Consider the following 23,125-nt stretch of genomic DNA (forward strand, 5'->3'; position numbering starts at 1 on the left):
TCGCCGACGAGGCCCGCCAAGCGCGGGCCTCTTGCGTTGGGCCTCTTGCGTTGGATCATGGCTGCGGCAGATGGCGAGGATATACCGTCCAGCCGCCGTCCGGGCGCCAGTGATGCAGCGCGTAGGCATAGGGCGTCTCGATGAGCGCCGGTTCGCGTTCGCCCAGATCCAGGGCGTAATGCGAGGCCGGGCTGCCGCCGATGGCAGCGTAGCCGCCGGCCCATTGGGTATGCATGGGACGATGCACGTGGCCGCAGAGCAGCCGACACTCGGCGGGGGTGCGGGCGAGCAGGCGCTCCAGCTCTGTGCCGCCGCGCAACAGGTTGCCGGCATCCAGAAAGGCGTTGCCGGAGGGAAAGGGCGGATGATGAAGCAGCAGCAGCGTCGGCGTCGTGTCTGTCGCCAGTTGGCGGGCCAGCCAGTCGAGGCGGGCGGGACATAACTCGCCTTCGGTGCGGCCGGGGATGACACTGTCCAGCCCGAGGATGCGCAGGTCGCCCAGGCGCGCGGCGAAATGCAGGAACTCGCCTTGAGCAAAGGGGACCCGGTCGCCGAAGGCGGCGCGCATGGCCTCGCGGCGGTCATGGTTGCCCGGCACCACGAACAGGGGCATGGGCAGGGCGGCCAGCAGGCGGCGGGCCAGGGCATAGTCGGCGTGGCTGCCGCCATCGGTGAGGTCACCGGTGATCGCTACCGCGTCGGGGCGCTGGGGCAGGCTCAGAATGTCATCGACGATACGCGCCACTACCGCGGCGATGTCGCGGCGTACCTTGGGCGTTTCAGGGACGTCGGCGAAGATGTGCAGGTCGGAAAGGTGGACGATGAGCATGGGGAAATTCCAGGTCAGCGGCCGATGCGCGCCAGCACGTCGGCCTTGAGAAAGCGTTCGATGATCAGCATGAAGCCCACCGAGGGCACCAGCAGGATGAGGGCGGTGATGGCCGCGATTTGGTAGTTGCCGCCCATGGAGGCGTTGAACATGAGGATCGGCAGGGTGGTGATGTCGGGGGTGCCGACGAAGTAGGTGCCGGTGAACTCATCGATGCTGTCGAGGAAGACGAAGATCGACGCCGCGATCAAACCGGGCAGCGCCTGGGGCAGGGTGACGCCTAAGAAGGTGCGCAGGGGGCCGGCGCCCAGGTTGCGCGCCGCCTCCTCCAGGCTGCGGTCCACCGCGGAGAAGGCGGCGGTGGCGATCCACACCGCATAGACCAGGCCCGGCAAGGAGTGCACCAGGACCACGCCGAACAGCGTACCGTTGAGCCCCAGCCCATAGAACATCGCGGCGATGTTGACGAAGATGGGCAGGTTGGGAAACGCCTGGGGAAGCAGGAATACCAGCATGATCAGGCTGCGCAGGGGCAGCGCCAGGCGCGCCAGGGCATAGGCGGCGGGAATGGCCAGGGCGAGCGATAGCGCCACCGCCGCCAGGGCGACCGTCACCGAGTGGTAGAGCGCCTCCCAGGCGCCGGCGCGGGGGCGGAAGACGCGTTCCCAGAACGCGAAGCCCCATTGGCTGGGAAAGCGGTTGGGGAAGAACCACTGCTCGGTGAAGGCCCACATGGCCAGGTTGATGAGCGGTCCGAACACCACGAACGCGGTCAGTCCCAGCAGTAACGGTAACATCAGGCCGCCGAGCAGGCGCGCGGGAAGACGGAGGAGGGTCATCGCCGCACCTCCCGCGCCAGGGTGGTGCGCAGATAGAGCCAGGCGGCGAAGGCGGTCAGCAGGTAGGAGAACAGGCCGAGGGCGTTGGCCACGGCGTAGTCGCCGTAGTAGGTGACGCGATGCGCCATCATGGCGGTCATCATGGTCGGGTTGCCGGCGACGATCATCATCGGCACCGAGAGGACCGACATGATGACCACCAGCGACAGAATCAGCCCCACCAGGAGATTGGGGCGTACCTGGGGCAGCACGATGCCGAGCAGGCAGCGCAGCCGTCCGGCGCCGAGGTTGCGCGCCGCTTCGATGGTGGCGCGGTCCAGCGAGGCCATGGCGCCGGCCAGCAGCAGGGTGACGAAAGGCACCTGCTTCCAGGCGAAGGTGAGTATCAGACCGCGCCAGTCGAGCAGGCTCTGGGCGGCGGCGGGGCTGAGCAGTCCCAACTCCATCAAGACACTGTTCATCAAGCCGTTGCGGGAGAGAAAGCTGCGCGCGGTCTGGGCGGCGACGATGAACGGGATGAACAGCGGCCAGCGATAGAGCCAGCGCAGCAGAGCCACCGCCCAGGGGGTCGCGCCGAGCGTCAGGTAACCGGCGATGGTGATGGAGACCACGGCGATCAGGGCCAGCGACGCCAGGGCGACGCCGATGGAGAACAGGATGTCGCGGCCATAGAACGCCAGGGCGCGGGAAACATGCGCCAGCGTGACACCGCCCTGCGTGTCGAGGAAGGCGAAGATCACCGAGCGCAGCAACGGATAAGCGTAGAGAAAGCCGATGGCGGCCAGGGCCGGCAGCACCAGTAGCAGGCCAGGCCCGTGGCGTCGCAGGATGGCGATGGCATTGGGAGTCATGGGCGATACGCGAGCCAAGAAGGAGATGAACCGGGAAGGAGAGCGGCCCCATCCTTGCCGGGATGGGGCCGGTGCATGCCCTTTAGTTGGCGACGTGAAGCTCATAGGCTTCCAGGATGGCGTTGAAGTAATCCGCCTGGGGCATCGATACGCCGCGTTCGGCCAGTATCTCCGGCGCCACATCGGCATAGAAACGTTCCCAGGTCTCGGCGTCCAGCTCGGCGCGCACGTGCTCGGCGTCGATGCCGGGGAACCAACTGAACATGCCGACGATGCCTTCGGCCTGCACCTCCGGACTGGTGGCGAGTTCGATGAAGGCGCGGGCCAGCTCCGGCTCGGCGGCGCGGGCGGGGAGGGTGTAGTACATCGGCTGTCCGGGCATGCCGGGCTCGAGGATCAGCAGTTCGAAGTCGGGATTGAGACGGCCGTCGTCGATCCAGGCGTGGAACATGTCCATCCACACCGGGCCCATGGCGATCTCGCCGCGGTTCATGGCGTCCAGGGTGCCGGCGTTGCCCGGCGTCAGGGTGACGTGGCGGTTGAACTCGCGCAGCGCGGCCAGGGCATCCTGCCACTCCTGCGGAGCGTCTTCCCGCCATGGACCGTTGCGCATCTCCTCGGCCATGTCGGTGAAGGCGTAGAGCCAGCCGAACACGAAGCCGACCCCGGCCATGCCGCCGGTAATGCCGTTGTAGCCGAATTGATCCGGGTGCTCACTCACCCACTCCGCCAGTTCGGCATAGCTCTGCGGCGGGGTGGCGACCAGCGACGGGTTGTAGGCGATAGCGACCTGGCTCTGGAACATCGGCATGACGTAGCCGCTGACATCCGCGCCCAGGGCGACCTCGGCATTCTCTGCGCTGACCAGGTCGCCGGTGGCGATCTCGTCGCGGTAGGGGGCGAGCAGGCCCTCCCGCACCATCTGGCCGGTCATGCGCTGGTGCAGCACGGCGACGTCCACGTCCCAGGTCTCGGCGTCGCGCTGGGCGGCAAGCTTTTCGTAGATCGCCTGGCTGCCGGCATCGCCGGGGCCGGTGCCCAGGGCGCGCACCGTCACGCCGGGGTGCAGCGCCTCGAACTTGGGGCCGAGGTAATCGTTGATGTATTCCACCATGTTGACGTCGCCGGCGGTGTTGACGTTGAGCGTCTGCGCCAGGACATGGCCGGCGGCCAGCGCCGGGGCAAGGGTGATGGCAAGGGCAAGGCGTTTCATCCGAATCCTCCTGTTCATGCAGCATCACGATGCGCATCGAAGCGCATCAGGGCGTGGTCGGGCACGCTGATCCAGGCCGGCGTCCCCGCGGCCAGGGAGGCTTCCCCCATGGCCGTCAACTCCAGTTCCGCCACCGCCAGGCGAATCCGCCAGGCGCCGCCGGCATAGGTACTGTCGATCACGCGGCCCTGGCGGCGCAGGCCCGCGTGAAGCGCCCGGGGGCCGGCATGGGCCTGGGTACTACGGAAGGCCAGGGTGGCACCGCCCTCCGGCACCAGGTTGTCGACACCGAGGAAACGCGCCGTGTCGAGGTCGGCGGGGGCGGTATAAAGCGTTTCGGGATCCGCCACCTGGATGATGCGGCCATCGCGCATCAGTACGATGCGATCGGCCAGCGATAACGCCTCCTCCTGGTCGTGGGTGACCATCAGGGTGGTAATGCCGAGGCGGCGTTGCAGGTCACGAAGCTCCGTACGCAGGGTGCGGCGAATGGCGGCATCGAGATTGGAGAGGGGCTCGTCGAGCAGCAGGATGGGCGGATCGATGATCAGCGCCCGGCCCAGGGCGATGCGCTGGCGCTGGCCGCCGGAGAGCGCCCCGATCGGGCGCTTCGCGCAGTGGGCGAGGTCGAGCCGCTCGAGCATGGCGGCGACCCTGCGCTCGCGTTCACCGCGCGATACGCCGCGCAGCTTGAGCGGATAGGCCAGGTTTTCGCCGACATTCATGTGGGGCCACAAGGCGTAGGACTGAAACACCATGGCCGTTTCGCGCCGTTCCGGCGGCAGGCCGGCGATGGAGCGGTCGCCGATGCGAATGTCGCCGGCGCTCAACGGCGCGAAGCCGGCCACGCTGCGCAGCAGGGTGGTCTTGCCACAGCCGGAGGGCCCGAGCAGGCAGGTGAAGCTGCCCGCGGGCACTTGCAGGGAAACGTCGTTCAGGATGCGTGCCTGACCGATGCGAATCGAAACGTTCTCCAGTTCCAGTGCCGCCATGTCACCCTGGCTCCCGTATTGAACACGTGTGCAATATAGGCGGGATAGGATGACGTTTTCGTGTTAAAAGCTTTAAATTGACGCAACCGTATTCCAGGCCATTGATTGCACGCGAGCGCAAATGATGAAGGAACATATGAGAGTGACGGCCCACGACGTGGCCGAGGCCGCCGGCGTATCCCGCTCCGCCGTGTCCCGGGCCTTCACCGAGGGGGCCAGCATCGCGCCGGAGAAGCGCCAGCGTATCCTCTCCATCGCCAGCATGCTGGGCTACCAGCCCAACCGTATCGCGCGGGGCTTGAGTGGCCGCCGGACCGGGCTCGTGGCCCTGGTTTTCGGGCGTGTCTCGAGCCCCTACGAAGCGTGGCTGCTGGATCACCTGAGCCAGGCCATTCGTGCGCGGGGCAAATGGCCGTTGCTGCTCTCCGCCTTTCCCGAGGGTGAGCTGGATGGTGCGCTGGCCCACGCTCTTTCCTACCAGGTGGACGGTGCCATCGTGGCGGCGGGTTCGGTCAGCCGGACCCTGGCCGAGCGCTGCGCGGCTCTGGGTGCGCCCATCGTGATGGTGGGCAGAATCCTCGATGGTGTGGCCGTGGATGCGGTGTGCTGCGACAACGCACTGGGGATGCGCCAACTGGTGGAACTGCTGGTCTCCGAGGGGCGTCACCGTATCGCCTGGATTGGCGGCAAGGCCGAGGCGTTCTCCAATGTTGAGCGCCAGGCGGGGCTGCTGGAGGCGTTAAGCGGATGGGGTCTGGAGCCATGGGCTCGCCGGGTCGCCGACTACTCCGTGGAGGGTGGCATGCTACAGGCGCTGGCCCTGTTGACGGCCGACGAGCGTCCCGATGCCATTCTCTGTGGCAACGATGCCATGGCGCTGGGGGCCATCTCGGCGGCGCGGCGATTGGGCCTGGGCGTGCCGGAGGAGATCGCCATCGCCGGTTTCGACGACATCCCCGCCGCGGCTTGGGAGCCTTACCTGTTGACCACGGTGTGCAACCCGGTGGCGGAGACCGCCGCCCAGGCGTTGCGCCTGCTGGAACAGCGCATCGATGACGGTGCACGCCCTCACGAGGTCGTGCGCCTCACACCGCGCCTGGTCAGACGGCGCAGCGCCTAGGTGCCGGTGTGCTCACGCCGCAGGCGCAAGCCCGGCACCACCAGCAGCGCCGCCAGCAGCCAGACCGGCCAACTGCCGACTCGGGAGAATGGGGTGAGGCCCTGCATGGCGCGTACCTCGCCGGTCAGGCTGGCGGTCTCGAACTGAGGAGCGCGCTCGACGACCCGGCCTTGCGGGTCGACAATCACCGTGACGCCGTTGCTGGTGGCGCGAATCAGGTAGCGGCCGTTCTCCAGCGCGCGCAGGCGGGCCATCTGTAGGTGCTGCAGTGGGCCGATGGACTCGCCGAACCAAGTGTCGTTGGAGACCGTCATCAACAACTCCGACTGGCGTGCCTGGCGTGCCACCAGGTCGGCATAGATGATTTCGTAGCAGATGGCGTTGCCGATGGCGAGCCCCGCGGCGTGGATGGGCGGCTGCCCGCCGGAGCCAGGGTGCACGGCGGGCAGTGGTAGGTCGAGGAAGGCCACGATGCCGCCCAGCCAGCGCTCCAGCGGCAGGTATTCGCCGAAGGGCACCAGGCGCTCCTTGCGGTACTCCCCTTCGCTGTTGCCGATGCCGATCACACTATTGTAGTAACGCCCCGACTCGCGCTGAAGGATGCCGGTGAGTAGGGCGCCATGCGGTGCCAGGTTGGCCTGGATGCGCTCGAGGATCGGGCGTGCCTCGTCCTCGAACATCGGCAGCGCGGCCTCGGGCCAGACGATCAGATCGACGTCGGGTTGGCGGCGGGTCAGCTCGCTGTAGGTATTGGCGGCGACCCGGCGCCCTTCCGGGGTCCACTTGATCTCCTGGGGCAGGTTGCCCTGCAGCAGCGAGACCCGCAGCGGCTCGCCGACGGGCGTGGTCCACTGAGCGGGAAGCGCCAGCGGTGCGAGCCACAGGGCGGCGATGGGGGCGACGGCCCACCAGCGCCGGTGCAGAAACTCCGCCAGCAGGGTGCCCGAGAGAGCGGTGATCAGCGAGAGCAGATAGACGCCGCCGACGGGGGCCCAGGCGGCCAGCGGGGAGTCGACGTGGGACGATCCCAGCAATAGCCAGGGAAAGCCGGTGAACAGCCAGGTGCGCAGCCACTCCGCCAGCACCCAGGCGCCGGCGAAGGTGAGAAACGCCAGGCGCGGGCCGGTGAAGCGGCGATAGAGCCAGAAGGGCACGGCGAAGAAGAGTGCCAGGCCGACCACGAACAGCCCGGTGAGCAACAGTGCCAGCGGCACGCCGGTGTAGCCGTAGTCATGGATCGAGACGTAGACCCAGGAAGCCCCGGAGCCGAACAGGCCGACGCCGTAGCACCAGCCGCGCAGCGCGGCCTGGGCGGGGGTGATGGCATGGAGGCCAAGATAGACTAGGGCCACGGCCGGTGGGCCTAGCCACCAGAGTTCGAAGGGCGAGGCGGTGAGCGTGGTGAGCAGGCCGGCGACCAGCGCCAGCAGGCAGCCCACGGCCGGGGAGAGACGCGGCATCGCCATGGGCTCAGGCATCCTCCGAGCCGGAGCAGGGCTCGGCCTCCAGCAGGCGGATGCGGCGGTTGTCGGCATTGAGCACGGTGAAGCGCCAGCCGCCGATCTCGGTATGCTCGTCGCGGCTCGGCAGGTGGCCGAAGCGCTGCATCACCAGGCCACCGACGGTATCGAATTCGTCGTCGGAGAAGCGCGTGCCGAAACGCTCGTTGAAATCCTCGATGGGGGTCAGCGCGCGAATGGCGTAGCGGCCCTCGCCCAGGGCGCGGATGTCGTCGTCCTCGTCGGTGTCGTGCTCGTCTTCGATATCGCCGACGATCTGCTCGAGGATGTCCTCGATGGTGACGATGCCCGCCGTGCCGCCATACTCATCGACCACGATGGCCATGTGATTGTGAGTGTCGCGGAACTCCTTGAGCAGGCTGTTGAGGCGCTTGGATTCGGGAACGAACATGGCGGGGCGCAGCACGTCTTCCAGACGAAAGCGCTCGCGCTCCTCGGCGGGGCGGGTGAGCAGCTGCAGCAGATCCTTGACCAGCAGCAGGCCCTTGACCTCGTCGAGGTTCTCGCCGATCACCGGGTAGCGTGAGTGGCCGGTTTCGTTGATCAGGGCCAGGTACTCCTCGGCGGGCTGGTCGACGGCGATGGCGGCCACCTGGGAGCGGGGAATGAGGACTTCGCGCACCTGCTGGTCGCTGATCTGCAGAGCGCCCTCGATGATCATCATGGCGTCCTGGTCCAGCTTCAGGCGGGTGGCGGCCTGGCGCAGGAACTCCATCAGTTCCTCCCGCGAACTGGGACCCTCGCTGTCGCCCGAGAGGGCGCCGAGCAATTTGTCGAGCCAGGACTTGCCGCCCTGGCCGTTCGTTCGGTCGTCACTCATCGATCGTGTCTCTCGTTCCTGCTGTCGTCTTGTTGTTCATCGCTGCCCGGAGGCGTGGTGTAGGGATCGGCAATGGCGAAGTCCGCAAGGATCTCGCGTTCCAATTGCTCCATTGCCTCTGCCTCCTCCTCCTCGAGATGATCGTGGCCGAGCAGGTGCAGCATGCCATGCACCACCAGGTGGGCATAGTGATTCTCGACACGCTTGGTTTGCTCGGAGGCTTCACGTATCACTACTGGGTGGCAAAGTACCAGATCGCCAAGCAGCGGCAGCGGGACCCCAGGTGGGCACTCGAAGGGGAAGGAAAGCACGTTGGTAGGCTTGTCGCGACCACGATAGTCGCGGTTCAATGCCTGGCCCTCCTCGGCGTCGACGATACGCACGGTGACTTCGTGGCGCGTTTCCTGCGGGAAGCGTACCAGCACGGCACCGACCCAGGCCTCAAGCTCGGCCTGACCAGGTGCGCCCTGGCCCGTGGTGACCAACTGAAGGTCGACGATGGGAACCGCGGTCATTTTCCGTCGTCTTCCCTGTTACGCTCGCGCTCCAGGCGCAGCGCCTCCCGCTCACGCTCACGCGCTTCGCGGCGAGCCCGCTCCTGGGCCTCCGCGGCGGCTTCGAAGCTGTCGTAGGCCTCGATGATGCGTTGCACCAGCGGGTGGCGCACCACGTCCTTGGCGGCGAAGTGGGTCACGCCGATGCCGGCGGTATCCTTGAGCACCTCGAGAACCTGGATCAGCCCGGAACTCTGCCCGCGTGGCAGGTCGACCTGGGTGACGTCGCCGGTGATCACCGCGGTGGAGCCGAAACCGATGCGAGTCAGGAACATCTTCATCTGTTCACGGGTAGTGTTCTGGCTCTCGTCGAGGATGATGAAGGCGTTGTTGAGGGTACGCCCGCGCATGTAGGCCAGCGGGGCGATCTCGATCACCTGGCGCTCGATCAGCTTGCCCACCTGCTCGAAGCCGAGCATCTCGTAGAGCGCATCGTAGAGCGGGCGTAGATAGGGGTCGATTTTCTGCGCCAAATCGCCGGGCAGGAACCCGAGCTTCTCGCCGGCCTCCACGGCGGGGCGTACCAGCAGGATGCGGCGTACCTCCTGCTGATTGAGCGCTTCCACTGCCGCGGCGACGGCCAGGTAGGTCTTGCCGGTCCCGGCCGGGCCGATACCGAAGTTGATGTCGTGCTGACGGATGCTAGTGACGTAGCTCTGCTGGTTCTGGCCGCGTGGCTTTATCAACACCTTGGGCGTACGTAGCAGTACCTCGTCCTCGGCGGGACCCTCTTCTTCATCGAGAGCCTCGCGTCCTGACTCCTGTAGGAACAGGTGGACGGTATCCGGCGAAAGTTCGCTGGCCTCGGCTTCGCGATAGAGATGTTCCAGCACGTTGGCGGCAGCCTTGACCCGGTGACCGGGGCCTGCCAACTGAAAGACGTTGCCGCGATTTCGCAGGGTGACGCCGAGGCGCGATTCGACCAGTTTCAAATGCTCGTCCCGCTGACCGCAGAGGTTGGCGAGACGCTGTGGATCATTGGGCTCGAGGCTCAGTGTGATGATGCGGTTGGCCTGTGCGGCGTGTTGACTCAAGGTGGCGAAGTTCCTGCGTTGCGTGGTTTGGCACTCAGCTTACTGCCCTGCCTCTCGGCAGGGCAATCCTTGCGGAAACATCATCCCTCCAACGCGGTGCATGGGAGGCCATGATGCTTTCCTGTCGTCAGTGTAGCGCCGGGGAAGCCAGCTCGCCGCGTAGAGAATTGGGCAAAGCCTCGGTGATCGTCACGTCGACGAAGTAACCGATCAGCTCGGTGGGGTTGGCGGCGTGGAAGTTGACCACACGGTTGTTCTCGGTGCGGCCCGACAGCTGTCCCGGATCCTTGGGCGAGAAACCGCTGACCAGGATGCGTTGGGTAGTGCCCACCATGCGCCGCGATATCTGCATCGCCTGCTGATTGATGCGCTCCTGCAGGATCGCCAGGCGCTGCTTCTTGACGCTCTCGGGAGTGTCGTCGGGCAATGCGGCTGCCGGCGTGCCGGGACGAGCCGAGTAGACGAAGCTGAAGGAGTGATCGAAGCCGATGCGATGGATCAGGTCCATGGTCGCCTCGAAGTCCTCCGCGGTCTCGCCGGGGAAGCCGACGATGAAGTCGGACGAGAAGCTGATGTCGGGGCGCAGCGTGCGAATGCGCTCCATCTTGGCCACGTACTCCTCGACCGTATGGCCGCGCTTCATCGCCGCGAGTATCCGGTCGGAGCCGGCTTGCACCGGCAGGTGCAGGTGGCTGACGAGTTCGGGAATCTCGCCATAGGCTTCGATCAGGCTGTCGCTGAATTCCACCGGGTGAGAGGTGGTGAAGCGAATGCGGTCGACGCCCTCCACCGCCGCCACGCAGGCGATCAGTTCGGCCAGATCGATTTCGTCGCCGAGCTGGTTCTCGCCGCGATAGGCGTTGACGTTCTGACCCAGCAGGTTGATCTCGCGAACGCCCTGGTCGGCCAGGTGGATCACCTCGTCCATTACCGCTTCGAAGGGGCGCGAGACCTCCTCGCCGCGGGTGTAGGGCACCACGCAGAAGGTGCAGTACTTGGAACAACCTTCCATCACCGAGACGAAGGCGGTGGCACCGTCGGAGCTGGGCTTGGGCAGGTGGTCGAATTTCTCGATCTCGGGGAACGTCACGTCGACGACGGAGATCTGGTCGTTGCGCCTGGCATCGAGCATTGACGGCACCCGGTGCAGGGTTTGCGGGCCGAACACCATGTCCACGTAGGGCGCTCGCTTGCGTAACGCCTCGCCTTCCTGGCTGGCCACGCAGCCGCCGACACCAATCACGAGATCGGGGTTGGCTTGCTTGAGCTTCTTCCAGCGGCCGAGCTGATGGAACACCTTCTCCTGAGCCTTCTCGCGGATCGAGCAGGTATTGAGCAGGATGACGTCGGCCTCGCCTTCGTCGTCGGTCAATTCGAGCTGGTGCGATTCGCCGAGCAGGTCCGCCATGCGGGCGGAGTCGTACTCGTTCATCTGGCAGCCGTGGGTCTTGATGAAGAGTTTCTTCGCCATAGGATTGAGGGTCGGTCGTCCGACGCGTGCGTCACCGGTGAGTGGAGTGTCGCGGGAATGGGCTTGTTCAAGCCGTTCTCGAAGGTGGCAGCATTATACGTAAGCAGGCTCCATGGAGCCAGTGGGGCACCGCGCGGCTTCGGGACTGTGTTACGCTTGCGCTTTGGCAGGCCCTGCAGTGCGGGCTCCAGACGTAACGGAACGTTGAGGACAGAAGGCCATATGGCGGCCAAGCCGATCTATAGGGTGGTTTTTCACCAACAGGGCGAAATCTGGGAGCTCTACGCCAGGGAGATCTACCAGAGCGAACTTTGGGGCTTCATTGAGGTCGAGGAATTCGTCTTCGAAGACGGCTCGAAGCTGGTGGTCGATCCCTCGGCCGACCGTTTGCGACACACCTTCGATGGCGTCAAGCGCAGCTATCTGCCGCTCAACGCCATTGTGCGTATCGATGAGGTGGAGCGCGAAGGCCCGGCCAGAGCGGTCAAGAGCGAGGGACGCATTGCTGAATTTCCGCGGGGTCCGCTGCCTCCTCCCAGAGGCGAGCGTTGACCGGCAGCGCCGTGTTCCGGCTGCTCAGGAAATGACCAGCCAGGGGCGAGCCCGCACCGGAGCGCCATGGCGCTGCCTTTCCAGCGGTTTTCCCGGGGCTTATCCACAGACTCTGTGGATAGGCCGCTGAACGACACGAGCCAGGACAACGGCATGAAGTATCAATTCAAGTTTCTCCTTGCAGGCGTCACGCTGGGCATGATGGTCTCGCCGCTGCATGCGCAGCAGACGGATGACGCCGCCCATTGGGTTTCCGACGAGTTGACGACCTACGTGCGCAGCGGGCCGACCGACGGCTACCGCATTGTTGGCACGCTGACGGCGGGTGAGCCAGTCACTTTGCTCGAGACCAGCGGCGATTACAGCCGGGTGGAGAATGGCGATGGCGAGAGAGTCTGGGTGCTCAGCAGTGAATTGCAGGAGACTCCCAGTGCTCGCGAGCGCCTGCCCCGCATGGAGGCGCAGGTGGAGCAACTCGAAACGGAGCTCGGTGGTATCAACGAGACCTGGGAAGGACGCGTCGCGGCCATGACCGAGACACTCGAGGCCCGTGAACGGCGTATTGCCGAACTGGAAGAGCGCAATCGTCAGCTCGACAGCGAGGCCGATCAGTCGCGGCAGACCATTCGGCAGCTGCAGGCCCGCCTGGATACCCAGGAGGAGGATCTGTTGATGCGCTACTTCATGTACGGTGGCGGTGTGGCCGGCGCCGGTCTGCTGGTGGGGCTGATCGTTCCGCACCTGCCGCGCAAGCGGCGCAGGCGCGATCGCTGGTTCTGAGCGGATGAGGCGGGGCAACCATGACGCGTGAATGGCTCGAGCGCTGGCGCGAGGGACGCATCGGTTTCCATCTCCATGCGGCGCATCCGGCGTTGGTGCGCCATTGGCCGCGGCTCGGCGTGCGGGCGGGTACCAAGGTACTGGTACCACTGTGTGGCAAGAGTCTCGATATGCGCTGGTTGGCGAGCCATGACCACCCGGTGCTTGGCATCGAGCTTGCCGAAGAGGCGATCGAGCAGTTCATGGCCGAAGGGGTAGGGGATGTTTCCCGCTACCGCCAGGAGCCGTTCTCGATCTATCGCCAAGGCAGCGTGGAGCTATGGTGCGGGGACTTCTTCCACTTCCATATCGATCAGGCGGCTGAGATTGGTGCCTTCTATGATCGCGCCGCCCTGATCGCTCTGCCGCCGGCCACTCGCCAGCGTTACGCCTTCCATCTCGCCCAGCTCATACCGCCGGGCTCCTGCGGGCTATTGATCGCGCTGTCGCGGGCAACTGGGGACGAAGCGGTCGGGCCTCCCTATCACGTCTCGGCGGAGGAGGTCCGTGAGCTGTTCGAGCCCAACTTCCTGGTCGCTCATCTGGAAGATGGGGAGCTGGAAGCGGGCAGTGGCTTTCGCGAAAGCGTATGGGCGCTGACCCGGCGCGGCCCGCTAACTTGAGCGGTACCGGCGTAACGGGAAAGGACCGCCCTTGGTGTACCGATATCTGCTAGCCTCAGCGGGCCAGCAGTTGGGCCAGTTCCGGGTCGCTGAAGGCGCGGTCAAGGGCGTCGGCAATCAGGTCGTTGAGCATGCGCCGGTTGGCGTCACGGCCGGGGCGCAAGGCGTAGCTCTGCGAGCGACGCGAAGTGTAGGTGCCAGTGTAGGTCGTGCCCTGATTGGTCACCTTGACCTCTAGCACGGCCTCCAGGTGGGCCTCGTCGATCACTGGCCGGCTGTCGCCGCGCTCGTAGCCGAGGTGGAGCAGGGACACCGTCAGGCCGGGGCGCCCGTTGCCGGGCTGAGTGGTCGGTGCAAAGCCCATGTCGCGCACGGCGCGCTCGGCTTCGCGCTGCAGTTGCGGTACCAGCTCGTGGGCACTGACGGTAATGACCGCAGTGGACATGGCGCTGCCAGTACGTGTGCCGATCACGTCATCGTCGCGCTCGTCCATGGCCGCTACCGTGACGGCCTGGCCGCTACCGACCTGTGGAACCGAAACGCTGCGTTGCGGATTCAACTGCAGATAATGGGGGCTGGCACAGCCGGCCAGCAGGGCGGTCGCGAGCAGCACGGCTGCGGCACGCAGGACATGACGTCGGTTCATTCTCCCTCCCGGAAGTCGTCGTACGGGGTAGGCCAGGGCCCGGAACGCTTGGTGCCCGAAGCCTCGTCGGGTACCTCCGTTCACTAGTTTCAGGCACTTGCGCAGTATATCGCCGTACGCGGAATGACAACAGCGTTACACTCTTGGCAATGGAAGCGGTTACACTAGCTCCCTCAGGTGAGGGAGATGCTTCATGATTCGTCCTGCTGTTCCCGAGGACATACCGCAGCTCGTCGACATCTGGCTGCGTGCTTCGCTGCTGGCCCACGACTTCATTCCCGCGACGTTCTGGCATGAGCGCGCTGACGACATGGCGCGGATCTATCTGCCCGGGGCGGAAATCTACGTGCTGGAGGCGGCAGGTCGCGCCGTGGGCTTCGCCGCGCTGAACGGCGACCATCTCGAGGCGCTGTTCATCGACCCTGACTTGCAGAGCTTCGGCCACGGCACTCATCTGATGGCACATGCCATGGGCCAGCGGGAGCGCATCACCCTGTGCGTCTACTCGCGCAACGTGCGTGCCGTCTCCTTCTACCGTCGGCTAGGGTTTCGGGTCATCGAGGAGCGATTGGAACCGCTCAGTGGCGAAAACGAAACCCTGATGCTCTGGACGCAGCGGCAGGAAGGCGCAGCGGGTCAGGCGTAGTCGCCTGCCCGCTCAGCTCACGGGCTCTGGCGCTCTCGATGGCTGCTTGACCCGCTCGGCGGGAAAACGATGCCAGCGGCGGGGCAGGGCGTAAAGGCGCGCGCCGCGGGTGAGCGCCAGCCGCTCGTAATTGGCATGGTTCACTGTGGCGAGCCAGGGTTCGCCCAGCCAGTCGGCTTCCAGCTCCACGCGCACCTCGGCACCCACCGGCGATATGGCCGCTACGGTGACCGGCAACTGAGCCTCGGGTGAGGGGCTCTCCGCCAGCTCCAGCTCATGGGATCGCAGCAGCAGCTCTTCGGGACCATCGGCCAAGTCCACTGCCAGGCGTGCATCGCCGCAGGTCAGCACACCATCGCGCACCGTGCCTTCGAGATGGTTGACGTCGCCCAGGAACTCGAACACGAAGCGGTTGGCCGGGTGGCGATAGAGTTTGTCTGGCGTGTCGATCTGCTCGATACGGCCATTGCTCATCACCACCACGCGATCAGAGAGTTCCAGCGCCTCTTCCTGGTCATGAGTGACGAACAGGCTGGTGAAGTTGAGTTCGTCGTGCAGGTGGCGTAGCCAGCGGCGCAGCTCCTGGCGCACCTTGGCGTCGAGCGCGCCGAAGGGCTCGTCGAGCAGCAGCACGTCGGGGCGCAGGGCCAGGGCACGCGCCAGGGAGACGCGCTGTTGCTGACCGCCGGAGAGCTGGGCCGGGTAGCGCTGGGCCATATGTTCGAGCTTGACCATTTCCAGCAGGCGATGCACCCGGCTGCGGATCTCGCCGCTAGAGGGGCGCTGCTTGCGCGGCAGCACGGTGAGGCCGAAGGCCACGTTGTCGAACACCGTCATGTGACGGAACAGCGCGTAGTGCTGGAACACGAAGCCGATACGGCGATCACGCACGTGCAGGTGGGTCACGTCGCGCTCGCCGAACAGGATGCGCCCGCCGGGCTCGCGATCGGCCGTCTCCAGTCCGGCAATGATGCGCAGCAGGGTGGTCTTGCCGGAGCCCGAGGGGCCGAGCAGCCCCACCAGCTCGCCTTCGGTGATGTCCAGGTCGACCGGCTCCAGCGCCTGGGTCTTGCCGAAGTGCTTGCCGATATTTTGAAGGCGGATGCTCATGCGTGAACCTCCCGGCGCGCGGCGCGCCATTCCAGGCTGGCCTTGGCGACCAGCGTGAGCAGGGCGATGAGGGCTAGCAGCGATGCGCTGGCGAAGGCGCCCACGGTGTTGTAGTCCTGATAGAGCTGCTCGAGGTGCAGCGGCAGGGTGTTGGTCTGTCCGCGAATGGCGCCGGAGACCACCGAGACGGCGCCGAACTCACCCACTGCCCTGGCGTTGGTCAGGATCACGCCGTAGAGCAGTGCCCAGCGGATGTTGGGCAGCGTCACCCGACGAAAGATGGTCCAGCCGGGGGCGCCAAGGGTCACGGCCGCCTCCTCCTCGCGAGAGCCCTGGGCCTGCATTAGCGGAATCAGCTCGCGGGCGACGAAGGGGCAGGTGACGAAGATGGTGACCAGCAGGATGCCGGGCCAGGCGAACATCAGTTGGATGTCGTAGCCGTCGAGCCAATTCCCGAGCCAGCCGTTGCGTCCGTAGAGCAGCAGGTAGACCAGGCCCGCCACCACCGGAGAGACAGCGAAGGGTATGTCGATCAGTGTCTGCAGGATGCGTCGTCCCGGGAAGCGGAAGCGGGTCACCAGCCAGGCCAGCGCCACGCCGAACACCAGACACACTGGAATCGTCAGCACGGCGATAAACAGCGTCAGTTGGATCGCTGCCAGCGTGTAGTGGTTGGTAACATTGGCCCAGAACACGTCGATACCCCGGGCGAAAGCCTGGGCGAAGATTGCCACGAGCGGCAGTAACAGGAACAGGGCCGCCAAGACAACTGCGGCGCTGATCAACAGGCGCCTGACGGCGGGAGCATCACCAATCCGTTGCATCAGCCATGTCCTCCATGCAGGCGCTTGATGAAGCGGCCCTGCCAGATGTTGATGGCGAGCAGCAGGGCGAGCGAGGCGAACAGCACCACTGAGGCGATGGCCGAAGCGCCGGCATAGTCATACTCCTGCAACCGCACGAAGATCATCAGCGCGGTGATCTCGGTCTCGTAGGGCATGTTGCCGGCGATGAAGATGATCGCGCCGAACTCGCCCAGCGAGCGCACGAAGGCAAGCCCGGTGCCGGTCACCAGCGCCGGCCACAGGTGCGGCAGGACCACGCGGCGGAAGCCGGTGAAGTCCGAGGCGCCAAGCGTCAGCGCGGCCTCGTCCATCTCGTGGGGCATGTCCTCCAGCACTGGCTGTACCGTGCGCACCACGAAGGGAATGCTGGTGAAGGACATGGCCAGGGCGATGCCGACCCAGGTGTAGGCCACCTGCAGCCCCAGCGGCTCGAGCAGTTGCCCCATCCAGCCATTGCTGGAGTAGAGCGTGGCCAGGGTGATACCCGCCACCGCGGTGGGCAGGGCGAAGGGCAGGTCCATCAGTGCGTCGAGCAGACGCTTGCCGGGAAACTCGTAGCGTACCAGGACCCAGGCCAGCAGCAGGCCGAAGGCAGCGTTGACGATGGCTGCCACGGCAGCGGCGCCGATGGTGACCACATAGCTCGCCACCACCCGGTCGTTGGTGATGATCGCCCAGTACTCGGCCAGACTGAGTCCGGCCAGTTGTCCGAACAGTCCGGTCATGGGCAACAACAGCATCAGCGAGACGAAGGTCAGACTGATGCCTAGCGACAAACCGAAACCCGGCAGCACCCGCTTGGGGGTGCTGCCGAGGCCGATGGCTAAAGAACGAACGCTCATGATGTCTCGCTTGCGTCGTGCACGTCAGGCGCTTTGGCCATCAGCGACGCCGCTGCAGCTGGTCGAGTAGGCCGCCGCTGTCGAAGTGCGTTTCCATTGCCTCCTCCCAACTGCCGGCGATGTCCTCGACCAACAGCAGTTCGGTGTCGGGGAAGCGGTCGGCGAACTCCTCGACCACTGCCTCGTGGTGTACGCGGTAGTTGAAACCGGCCAGCATGCGCTGGGCTTCTTCGCTGTAGAGGTAATCCAGGTAGGCCTGGGCCAGGTCCAGGTTGCCGTTGCGCTCGGCGTTGGGTTCGACCACGGCCACCGGGAACTCGGCCAGGATGCTCACAGGCGGCACGATCACTTCGTAGTCGTCCTCGCCGTACTCCTGGCGAATGTTGTTCACTTCGGACTCGAAGCTGATCAGCACGTCGCCGATGCCGCGCTCGATGAAGCTGGTCGTGGCGCCGCGGCCTCCGGTATCGAAGACTGCCACGTTACGCAGGAAGGTGCGCATGAAGTCGTGGATCTGCTCCTCGTCGCCGTCGAAGTGCTGGTCGGCAAAGCCCCAGGCGGCCAGATAGGTATAGCGGCCGTTACCGGAGGTCTTGGGGTTGGGGAAGACCATCTTGACGTCGTCGCGTACCAGGTCGTCCCAGCTTTCGATGCCCTTGGGATTGTCCTTGCGCACAAGGAAGGCGGTGGTGGAGTAATAGGGCGAGGCGTTGTTCGGCAGTTGCTGTTGCCAGTCTTCTGCAACCAGGCCGGCATCGGCCAGTACCTGTACGTCGGTGACCTGGTTGTAAGTGACGACGTCGGCGCGCAGTCCCTGCAAGATCGCGCGGGCCTGGGCCGAGGAGCCACCATGGGATTGCTGGATGCCGATCTCTTCGCCGTGCTCCGACTGCCAGTGGTTGCGGAACTCGGGGTTGATCGCAGCGAACAGCTCGCGGGCGATGTCATAGGAGGAGTTGAGAATTTCGCGCTCGGCAGCCAGCGCCGGTGTCGCCAGGCCAATGCCCAGAGCAGTGGCAATCAGGGTGCGACGAAGGGTATGGAATCGCATTCGATGTCTCCGACGAAGGGAACTTGGTTAGCAAGAGTAAGATTACAGATGTGGAATTACAATCCGTGTTTTTATTCTTTTTTTCTATAAGGCTAATGATGAAATACCTCTCCCGCTGCTCGAGGGACAGGCGGGTCTGGTAACATGGCGACTTCTATCCGTGCGATGACTGGTAACTCGATGAACGACGCGAACCGCGACTTTCTGCTAGCCCCCTCCATACTCTCCGCCGACTTCGCCCGGCTGGGCGAGGAAGTGGATCAAGTCCTGGCCGCCGGGGCAGATATTGTCCACTTCGACGTCATGGACAACCACTACGTGCCCAACCTGACCATCGGACCGATGGTCTGCCAGGCGCTACGCAAGCATGGTGTCACCGCACCGATCGATGCCCATCTGATGGTCAAGCCGGTAGATCGGCTGATCGGTGATTTCATCGAGGCGGGAGCCACCTACATCACCTTCCATCCAGAGGCGTCCGAACACGTCGACCGCTCCCTGCAGCTGATCCGCAGCGGCGGCTGCAAGGCTGGGTTGGTATTCAACCCGGCAACGCCCTTGTCCTATCTCGACTACGTCATGGACAAGGTCGACATGATATTGCTGATGAGCGTCAACCCCGGGTTCGGTGGGCAAGCCTTCATTCCGGGAACGCTGGACAAGCTGCGCGAAGCCCGTCGCCGTATCGACGCCTCGGGATACGAGATTCGCCTCGAGATCGACGGCGGGGTAAAGGTCGACAACATCGCCGAGATCGCGCGTGCCGGCGCCGATACCTTCGTTGCCGGCTCGGCGGTGTTCAATGCTGGCCGCGACAGCGACCCGAATCGCTACGACAGCGTCATTCGCGCATTTCGCGAGCAACTGGCGACGGTATAGTCGGCGAGCGATGAAAAATCCGTCGCCTTTGTGGTACCTCTACATGGTCGAAACCCGGCAAGGGGTGCTCTATACCGGCATCACCACCGATGTCGAGCGGCGCCTGGCGCAGCATGAGACTGGGCGGGGGGCCAAGGCCCTGCGTGGGCGCGGGCCACTGGCGCTGGTTCATCATGAGCCGGTGGGCAGCCACGGCGAAGCGCTGCGGCTAGAGGCTGAGGTCAAGCGCCTCTCGGCAGCGCGCAAAAGGATCTGGTTGAAAGATCGGCAGGGCTAAGAGGAGTCACCATGCACCCCATCCTGAACGACATCCGTCTGATCAGCTTCGATCTGGACGGTACCCTGGTCGACTCGGTACCCGACTTGGCCGTGGCCGTGGATGCCAGCCTGGAACGGCTCGGGCTGCCGGCGGCCGGTGAAGCGCGGGTTCGCGATTGGGTGGGAAACGGCTCGTTGAAGCTGATGGAGCGAGCGCTGACCTGTGCTCGGCACGGCTCTCCCGACGAGGCACTGCTGGCTCGCGCCCATGAGGTATTTCTCGAATGCTACGGCCGTGACCCCGGCTCGCGCACACGACTCTATCCCGGCGTGCGCGAAGCGCTGGATGGACTGCGTGGCGGCGGCTGGGTCCTGACGCTGGTCACCAACAAGCCGTTCGCCTTCATCCAGCCGATCCTGGCGCAGTTCGGGCTCGAAGCACATTTCGCCTTGTGCCTGGGGGGCGACAGCCTGCCGCAGAAGAAGCCCGATCCGGCCCCGCTGCTGCATGTGGCTGCTCACTTCGGCCTGCCGCCGTCGGCCTGCCTAATGGTGGGCGACTCCCGCCACGACGTTGCTGCCGGCCGGGCCGCCGGCTTCCGTACTCTGGCCGTTCCCTATGGCTATAACCACGGCGAACCAGTGCGCGACAGCCGCCCGGATGCGCTGGTTGATTCACTGGCGGAACTCGTTTAGGGTAATTTTCGGTCTTTATCAATGACCTTGGAATCCTTCCGTTTGCCTCCTGCGGGGAAACGCTTCGATGGACAGCATGATGCTGCATGACGACTCCTCTGCCCGTGGCTGCCTTCGCTCGGCCGCCACCCTGACGGTGCCACTTTCTGCCCAGCCCCCCGGCTGGCGATGGTGAAGCTTGCCGAAGCATCGCCCTGATTCACCTACCGTCACCGTCTTGTTTTCGAGGGCCTGGTCATGATGACTCCCGAACGTTTCCGTGCGCTGGTTGACGCCGGCTACAACCGCATTCCGGTCACCCGCGAGGTGTTGGCCGATCTCGACACGCCCCTGTCGACTTACCTGAAGTTGGCCGACGAACCCTGGACCTTCCTGCTCGAATCGGTACAGGGCGGCGAAAAGTGGGGGCGCTACTCGATCATTGGCCTGCCGTGCCAGGAGCGTATCGAAGTGCGTGGTTTCACCGTCAGCCACGTGCGGCAGGGTGAGTGGATCGAACGTTTGGAGGTGGAGGATCCACTGGCCTGGATCGAGCAGTTCCAGGCGCGTTTCCGCGTGCCCAACCTCGATGACCAGCCGCGTTTCGATGGTGGCCTGGTGGGTTATTTCGGCTACGACACCATCCGTTACATCGAACCGCGTCTCAGGGGCGTCGAAAAGCCCGATCCGCTCGGTGTGCCGGATATCTTGCTGATGGTCTGCGACGAGTTGGTGGTGTTCGATAACCTCTCAGGCCGGCTGACGCTATGGACCCATGCCGACCCCGCCGCTCCGGATGCCTTTGCCACGGCGGTGGCGCGCCTCGAGAGCCTGGAGCGGCGCCTGCGCAGCGCGGGCGTCCAGGCCGCGAGCCCTGGCACCGGACGCAGTGCGGTGGAGGAGGGGCACTTCACCTCGGGTTTCACCGAGGCCGGTTTCAAGGCGGCGGTGGAAAAGATCAAGGAGTATGTGCTGGCTGGCGACGTCATGCAGTGCGTGCCTTCGCAGCGCATGTCGATCCCCTACCAGGCCTCGCCACTCGACCTGTACCGCGCCCTGCGCAGCCTCAATCCCTCGCCCTACATGTTCTTCTTCAACCTGGACGATCACCATGTGGTGGGCTCGTCTCCCGAGATTCTCACGCGATTGGAGGATGGCGAGGTCACCGTGCGACCGATCGCCGGTACCCGGGTGCGCGGCAAGACCGAGGAAGAGGATCGAGCGCTCGAGGCTGAGCTTCTGGCCGACCCCAAGGAGATCGCCGAACACCTCATGCTGATCGACCTGGGGCGTAACGACGTGGGCCGTATCAGCGAGACGGGGTCGGTGCAGGTGACCGACCAGATGGCCGTCGAGCGTTACTCCCACGTGATGCACATCGTCTCCAACGTCACCGGAAAGCTGAAACCGGGGCTAAGTGCCATGGATGTGCTTCGTGCCACTTTTCCGGCGGGCACGCTTTCCGGTGCGCCGAAAATTCGCGCGCTGGAAATCATCGACGAGCTGGAACCGGTCAAGCGAGGCATCTATTCCGGCGCAGTAGGCTACCTGTCGTGGCACGGCAACATGGACACTGCCATCGCCATTCGCACCGCGGTAATAAAGGATGGGGAGCTGCACGTGCAGGCGGGAGCCGGTGTGGTCGCCGATTCCGTGCCCGAGCTCGAGTGGCAGGAGACCCTCAACAAGGGGCGTGCCATCTTCCGTGCCGTGGCGATGGCCGAGAAGGGGCTGGATAACCTCTAGACGACTTCGGCCGCTGGCATGTCCATGGTGCGGGCGGCCGCTCTCTCAACGAAGGTAAACCCGGCTCATCGAGACGAGGTGAGTACTCACTCGCTCACGCTGGCGCCTTCCGTTTCCTGCTCGACATCCTCCGCACTGTCTTCACTCTCTTCCTGAATCAGGGCGTTGCGAATCAGGTTGGCATTGTGGCGCATCATGGCTACGTAGTTGGAGGCCTCGCCGTCGGATTCGCTGAGCGAGTCGACGTAGAGCGGGCCGGCAACCGGTACGCCGGTATCGGTGGCGATGCTGCGAATGTAGCGGTCCGACAGGGTGCTTTCCCAGAACAGGGCGCCGGGTCGGGTCTCGTCGATCAGGTCGACAATGCGCATGATCTGCTGGGGTGAGCCTTCGGTCTCGGCATTGCTGCCCCAAACGCCATCATGGCGAAAGCCGTAGGCCTCGGCGAAATAAACGAAGGCTGCCTCGGTGGTGATCAGGATTCGCTGCTCCTTGGGGATCTGCACCAGGATTTCCCCCACTTCCTCATGCAGTGCTGCCAGCTTCTCCTTGGCGGCATCGGCTCTTGCCTGGAAGTTGTCGGCGGCCTGGGGATGGAGTTCCGCCAGGTGATCGGCGATCACTTGCATGTAGTCTGCTACCGCGCGTGGGTCCATCCATAGGTGGGGATCGGGCTCGCCAGTATATTCACCGGTGACGATCGGCTGTGTCGGGTATTCCGTGGCTTCGGCAACCGGTATCAGTGGGGCCCGGTTGCCTACGGTGGCGTAGACCTGGCGCATCCACTGCTCGAGCTGGTAACCGTTGTAGAAGACGACATCGACATCTTCCAGGGCAATGAAGTTATCCGGGGTCAGCTCCCATTCGTGCACTTCGGCCCCGGCAGGGGTCAAGACAACCAGTTCGATATCGTTACCGCCAACCTGATTGACCAGATCGCCAAGGAGGGAAAAGCTGGCGACCACTTTGGGATTGGCCGCTGCAGCCGTGACGCCGCCAACCATGGCAGCGAGAGGCAAGGCCAGCCAGAAACAGGCTCGGCGGGTATAGCGCATCGTCAATCTCCTTTTTGCGGTAGCGCATGTGCCCCGATGATAGAGATTGGGAAGAACGCTGGCCAGCAAAGGCGGGCGTCGCTTCCCGTTCGCGCATGTCGGTTCGCTCACGGTACGGCTTGCCGCTATCTTGCG

Annotated in this window: 25 protein-coding genes; 9 read left to right on the forward strand and 16 right to left on the reverse strand. The window is 64.9% G+C overall.

Annotated features, from left to right (window positions below):
• Positions 1 to 55: 55 nt before the first annotated feature.
• From HOP51_RS11045 to HOP51_RS11065, 5 genes are all read right to left on the reverse strand, one after another.
• Entirely contained in the window at positions 56 to 829 is a 774-nt protein-coding gene (locus HOP51_RS11045; RefSeq protein WP_234273959.1) for a metallophosphoesterase, read from the reverse strand.
• A 14-nt stretch (positions 830 to 843) separates the two neighbouring features.
• Positions 844 to 1,668, reverse strand: coding sequence for an ABC transporter permease (locus HOP51_RS11050; RefSeq protein WP_234273960.1), 825 nt, complete (start codon positions 1,666 to 1,668; stop codon positions 844 to 846).
• Complete coding sequence (locus HOP51_RS11055; RefSeq protein ID WP_234273961.1) at positions 1,665 to 2,519, reverse strand: ABC transporter permease; 855 nt, start codon at positions 2,517 to 2,519, stop codon at positions 1,665 to 1,667. The genes HOP51_RS11050 and HOP51_RS11055 overlap by 4 nt, the downstream gene beginning before the upstream one ends.
• 82 nt (positions 2,520 to 2,601) lie before the next feature.
• Positions 2,602 to 3,732, reverse strand: coding sequence for an extracellular solute-binding protein (locus HOP51_RS11060; RefSeq protein WP_234273962.1), 1,131 nt, complete (start codon positions 3,730 to 3,732; stop codon positions 2,602 to 2,604).
• Between the two features lie 14 nt (positions 3,733 to 3,746).
• Entirely contained in the window at positions 3,747 to 4,724 is a 978-nt protein-coding gene (locus tag HOP51_RS11065) for an ABC transporter ATP-binding protein (RefSeq protein WP_234273963.1), read from the reverse strand.
• 121 nt (positions 4,725 to 4,845) lie between these two features.
• Here HOP51_RS11065 and HOP51_RS11070 point away from each other — a divergent pair, with 121 nt between their 5' ends.
• Positions 4,846 to 5,844 carry a LacI family DNA-binding transcriptional regulator gene (locus HOP51_RS11070; protein WP_234273964.1) on the forward strand — a complete coding sequence of 333 codons (999 nt, stop codon included), beginning with the start codon at positions 4,846 to 4,848 and terminating at the stop codon, positions 5,842 to 5,844.
• Here HOP51_RS11070 and lnt read toward each other — a convergent pair.
• The 5 genes from lnt to miaB all read right to left on the reverse strand — a co-directional run bounded on the left by lnt (position 5,841) and on the right by miaB (position 11,243).
• A complete protein-coding gene (gene lnt / locus HOP51_RS11075) occupies positions 5,841 to 7,310 on the reverse strand; it encodes an apolipoprotein N-acyltransferase (RefSeq protein ID WP_234273965.1) in 1,470 nt (489 codons plus the stop codon). The two genes, HOP51_RS11070 and lnt, sit on opposite strands and share 4 nt — an antisense overlap.
• A gap of 4 nt (positions 7,311 to 7,314) precedes the next feature.
• Positions 7,315 to 8,184 (reverse strand): HlyC/CorC family transporter, encoded by an 870-nt coding sequence (locus HOP51_RS11080; RefSeq protein ID WP_234273966.1) that lies wholly within the window; start codon positions 8,182 to 8,184, stop codon positions 7,315 to 7,317.
• Positions 8,181 to 8,699 carry an rRNA maturation RNase YbeY gene (gene ybeY, locus HOP51_RS11085; RefSeq protein WP_234273967.1) on the reverse strand — a complete coding sequence of 173 codons (519 nt, stop codon included), beginning with the start codon at positions 8,697 to 8,699 and terminating at the stop codon, positions 8,181 to 8,183. The genes HOP51_RS11080 and ybeY overlap by 4 nt, the downstream gene beginning before the upstream one ends.
• Complete coding sequence (locus tag HOP51_RS11090; protein ID WP_234273968.1) at positions 8,696 to 9,772, reverse strand: PhoH family protein; 1,077 nt, start codon at positions 9,770 to 9,772, stop codon at positions 8,696 to 8,698. The genes ybeY and HOP51_RS11090 overlap by 4 nt, the downstream gene beginning before the upstream one ends.
• Positions 9,773 to 9,899: 127 nt before the next feature.
• Entirely contained in the window at positions 9,900 to 11,243 is a 1,344-nt protein-coding gene (gene miaB, locus HOP51_RS11095) for a tRNA (N6-isopentenyl adenosine(37)-C2)-methylthiotransferase MiaB (RefSeq protein WP_234273969.1), read from the reverse strand.
• A 222-nt stretch (positions 11,244 to 11,465) separates the two neighbouring features.
• On the opposite strand from miaB, the gene HOP51_RS11100 reads away from it, so the two are divergent.
• The 3 genes from HOP51_RS11100 to HOP51_RS11110 all read left to right on the forward strand — a co-directional run bounded on the left by HOP51_RS11100 (position 11,466) and on the right by HOP51_RS11110 (position 13,237).
• A complete protein-coding gene (locus HOP51_RS11100) occupies positions 11,466 to 11,795 on the forward strand; it encodes a DUF1820 family protein (protein WP_234273970.1) in 330 nt (109 codons plus the stop codon).
• Positions 11,796 to 11,993: 198 nt separating this feature from the next.
• Positions 11,994 to 12,575, forward strand: coding sequence for a TIGR04211 family SH3 domain-containing protein (locus HOP51_RS11105; RefSeq protein WP_234274004.1), 582 nt, complete (start codon positions 11,994 to 11,996; stop codon positions 12,573 to 12,575).
• Between the two features lie 20 nt (positions 12,576 to 12,595).
• Positions 12,596 to 13,237 (forward strand): class I SAM-dependent methyltransferase, encoded by a 642-nt coding sequence (locus tag HOP51_RS11110; RefSeq protein ID WP_234273971.1) that lies wholly within the window; start codon positions 12,596 to 12,598, stop codon positions 13,235 to 13,237.
• Between the two features lie 55 nt (positions 13,238 to 13,292).
• Here HOP51_RS11110 and HOP51_RS11115 read toward each other — a convergent pair whose 3' ends face one another.
• Positions 13,293 to 13,883, reverse strand: coding sequence for a YajG family lipoprotein (locus tag HOP51_RS11115; protein ID WP_234273972.1), 591 nt, complete (start codon positions 13,881 to 13,883; stop codon positions 13,293 to 13,295).
• Between the two features lie 193 nt (positions 13,884 to 14,076).
• Here HOP51_RS11115 and HOP51_RS11120 point away from each other — a divergent pair, with 193 nt between their 5' ends.
• Positions 14,077 to 14,529, forward strand: a complete 453-nt coding sequence (locus HOP51_RS11120) for a GNAT family N-acetyltransferase (protein ID WP_234273973.1) — start codon at positions 14,077 to 14,079, stop codon at positions 14,527 to 14,529.
• Between the two features lie 12 nt (positions 14,530 to 14,541).
• Here the strand turns inward: HOP51_RS11120 and HOP51_RS11125 are convergent, their stop codons facing one another.
• The 4 genes from HOP51_RS11125 to cysP are packed head-to-tail and all read right to left on the reverse strand — an operon-like array spanning position 14,542 to position 18,377.
• Positions 14,542 to 15,639 carry a sulfate/molybdate ABC transporter ATP-binding protein gene (locus HOP51_RS11125; protein WP_234273974.1) on the reverse strand — a complete coding sequence of 366 codons (1,098 nt, stop codon included), beginning with the start codon at positions 15,637 to 15,639 and terminating at the stop codon, positions 14,542 to 14,544.
• Complete coding sequence (cysW, locus tag HOP51_RS11130) at positions 15,636 to 16,463, reverse strand: sulfate ABC transporter permease subunit CysW (RefSeq protein ID WP_234273975.1); 828 nt, start codon at positions 16,461 to 16,463, stop codon at positions 15,636 to 15,638. The genes HOP51_RS11125 and cysW overlap by 4 nt, the downstream gene beginning before the upstream one ends.
• Entirely contained in the window at positions 16,463 to 17,326 is an 864-nt protein-coding gene (gene cysT / locus HOP51_RS11135; protein ID WP_234273976.1) for a sulfate ABC transporter permease subunit CysT, read from the reverse strand. Before cysT ends, cysW begins: the two co-directional genes overlap by 1 nt.
• Before the next feature lie 40 nt (positions 17,327 to 17,366).
• Entirely contained in the window at positions 17,367 to 18,377 is a 1,011-nt protein-coding gene (gene cysP, locus HOP51_RS11140; protein ID WP_234273977.1) for a thiosulfate ABC transporter substrate-binding protein CysP, read from the reverse strand.
• Positions 18,378 to 18,557: 180 nt separating this feature from the next.
• Between cysP and rpe the strand changes: the two genes are divergently transcribed.
• The 4 genes from rpe to trpE all read left to right on the forward strand — a co-directional run bounded on the left by rpe (position 18,558) and on the right by trpE (position 21,935).
• Positions 18,558 to 19,256: a ribulose-phosphate 3-epimerase gene (gene rpe, locus HOP51_RS11145; RefSeq protein WP_234273978.1), complete on the forward strand. Its 699-nt coding sequence runs from the start codon at positions 18,558 to 18,560 to the stop codon at positions 19,254 to 19,256.
• A 43-nt stretch (positions 19,257 to 19,299) separates the two neighbouring features.
• Positions 19,300 to 19,533, forward strand: coding sequence for a GIY-YIG nuclease family protein (locus tag HOP51_RS11150; protein ID WP_234273979.1), 234 nt, complete (start codon positions 19,300 to 19,302; stop codon positions 19,531 to 19,533).
• A gap of 11 nt (positions 19,534 to 19,544) precedes the next feature.
• Positions 19,545 to 20,210 carry a phosphoglycolate phosphatase gene (locus HOP51_RS11155; RefSeq protein WP_234273980.1) on the forward strand — a complete coding sequence of 222 codons (666 nt, stop codon included), beginning with the start codon at positions 19,545 to 19,547 and terminating at the stop codon, positions 20,208 to 20,210.
• 240 nt (positions 20,211 to 20,450) lie between these two features.
• Positions 20,451 to 21,935, forward strand: coding sequence for an anthranilate synthase component I (gene trpE, locus HOP51_RS11160; protein ID WP_234274005.1), 1,485 nt, complete (start codon positions 20,451 to 20,453; stop codon positions 21,933 to 21,935).
• Between the two features lie 86 nt (positions 21,936 to 22,021).
• Here the strand turns inward: trpE and HOP51_RS11165 are convergent, their stop codons facing one another.
• Complete coding sequence (locus HOP51_RS11165; RefSeq protein ID WP_338073044.1) at positions 22,022 to 22,990, reverse strand: metal ABC transporter solute-binding protein, Zn/Mn family; 969 nt, start codon at positions 22,988 to 22,990, stop codon at positions 22,022 to 22,024.
• Between the last annotated feature and the right edge of the window lie 135 nt (positions 22,991 to 23,125).

This window comes from Billgrantia zhangzhouensis (genome assembly GCF_021404465.1).
GTDB classification, from domain to species: domain Bacteria; phylum Pseudomonadota; class Gammaproteobacteria; order Pseudomonadales; family Halomonadaceae; genus Halomonas; species Halomonas zhangzhouensis.

What these genes read in the sequence shown, in the direction of transcription:
- HOP51_RS11155 (WP_234273980.1), top strand. Translation starts at nt 19,545, where the DNA reads ATGCACCCCATCCTGAACGACATCCGTCTGATCAGCTTCGATCTGGAC.
- miaB (WP_234273969.1), bottom strand. Translation starts at nt 11,243, where the DNA reads ATGGCGAAGAAACTCTTCATCAAGACCCACGGCTGCCAGATGAACGAG.
- ybeY (WP_234273967.1), bottom strand. Translation starts at nt 8,699, where the DNA reads ATGACCGCGGTTCCCATCGTCGACCTTCAGTTGGTCACCACGGGCCAG.
- HOP51_RS11080 (WP_234273966.1), bottom strand. Translation starts at nt 8,184, where the DNA reads ATGAGTGACGACCGAACGAACGGCCAGGGCGGCAAGTCCTGGCTCGAC.
- lnt (WP_234273965.1), bottom strand. Translation starts at nt 7,310, where the DNA reads ATGGCGATGCCGCGTCTCTCCCCGGCCGTGGGCTGCCTGCTGGCGCTG.
- HOP51_RS11045 (WP_234273959.1), bottom strand. Translation starts at nt 829, where the DNA reads ATGCTCATCGTCCACCTTTCCGACCTGCACATCTTCGCCGACGTCCCT.
- cysT (WP_234273976.1), bottom strand. Translation starts at nt 17,326, where the DNA reads ATGAGCGTTCGTTCTTTAGCCATCGGCCTCGGCAGCACCCCCAAGCGG.
- HOP51_RS11120 (WP_234273973.1), top strand. Translation starts at nt 14,077, where the DNA reads ATGATTCGTCCTGCTGTTCCCGAGGACATACCGCAGCTCGTCGACATC.
- trpE (WP_234274005.1), top strand. Translation starts at nt 20,451, where the DNA reads ATGACTCCCGAACGTTTCCGTGCGCTGGTTGACGCCGGCTACAACCGC.
- HOP51_RS11060 (WP_234273962.1), bottom strand. Translation starts at nt 3,732, where the DNA reads ATGAAACGCCTTGCCCTTGCCATCACCCTTGCCCCGGCGCTGGCCGCC.
- cysW (WP_234273975.1), bottom strand. Translation starts at nt 16,463, where the DNA reads ATGCAACGGATTGGTGATGCTCCCGCCGTCAGGCGCCTGTTGATCAGC.
- HOP51_RS11050 (WP_234273960.1), bottom strand. Translation starts at nt 1,668, where the DNA reads ATGACCCTCCTCCGTCTTCCCGCGCGCCTGCTCGGCGGCCTGATGTTA.
- HOP51_RS11105 (WP_234274004.1), top strand. Translation starts at nt 11,994, where the DNA reads ATGATGGTCTCGCCGCTGCATGCGCAGCAGACGGATGACGCCGCCCAT.
- HOP51_RS11070 (WP_234273964.1), top strand. Translation starts at nt 4,846, where the DNA reads ATGATGAAGGAACATATGAGAGTGACGGCCCACGACGTGGCCGAGGCC.
- HOP51_RS11100 (WP_234273970.1), top strand. Translation starts at nt 11,466, where the DNA reads ATGGCGGCCAAGCCGATCTATAGGGTGGTTTTTCACCAACAGGGCGAA.
- cysP (WP_234273977.1), bottom strand. Translation starts at nt 18,377, where the DNA reads ATGCGATTCCATACCCTTCGTCGCACCCTGATTGCCACTGCTCTGGGC.
- HOP51_RS11125 (WP_234273974.1), bottom strand. Translation starts at nt 15,639, where the DNA reads ATGAGCATCCGCCTTCAAAATATCGGCAAGCACTTCGGCAAGACCCAG.
- HOP51_RS11055 (WP_234273961.1), bottom strand. Translation starts at nt 2,519, where the DNA reads ATGACTCCCAATGCCATCGCCATCCTGCGACGCCACGGGCCTGGCCTG.
- HOP51_RS11110 (WP_234273971.1), top strand. Translation starts at nt 12,596, where the DNA reads ATGACGCGTGAATGGCTCGAGCGCTGGCGCGAGGGACGCATCGGTTTC.
- HOP51_RS11150 (WP_234273979.1), top strand. Translation starts at nt 19,300, where the DNA reads ATGGTCGAAACCCGGCAAGGGGTGCTCTATACCGGCATCACCACCGAT.
- HOP51_RS11065 (WP_234273963.1), bottom strand. Translation starts at nt 4,724, where the DNA reads ATGGCGGCACTGGAACTGGAGAACGTTTCGATTCGCATCGGTCAGGCA.
- HOP51_RS11115 (WP_234273972.1), bottom strand. Translation starts at nt 13,883, where the DNA reads ATGAACCGACGTCATGTCCTGCGTGCCGCAGCCGTGCTGCTCGCGACC.
- HOP51_RS11165 (WP_338073044.1), bottom strand. Translation starts at nt 22,990, where the DNA reads ATGCGCTATACCCGCCGAGCCTGTTTCTGGCTGGCCTTGCCTCTCGCT.
- rpe (WP_234273978.1), top strand. Translation starts at nt 18,558, where the DNA reads ATGAACGACGCGAACCGCGACTTTCTGCTAGCCCCCTCCATACTCTCC.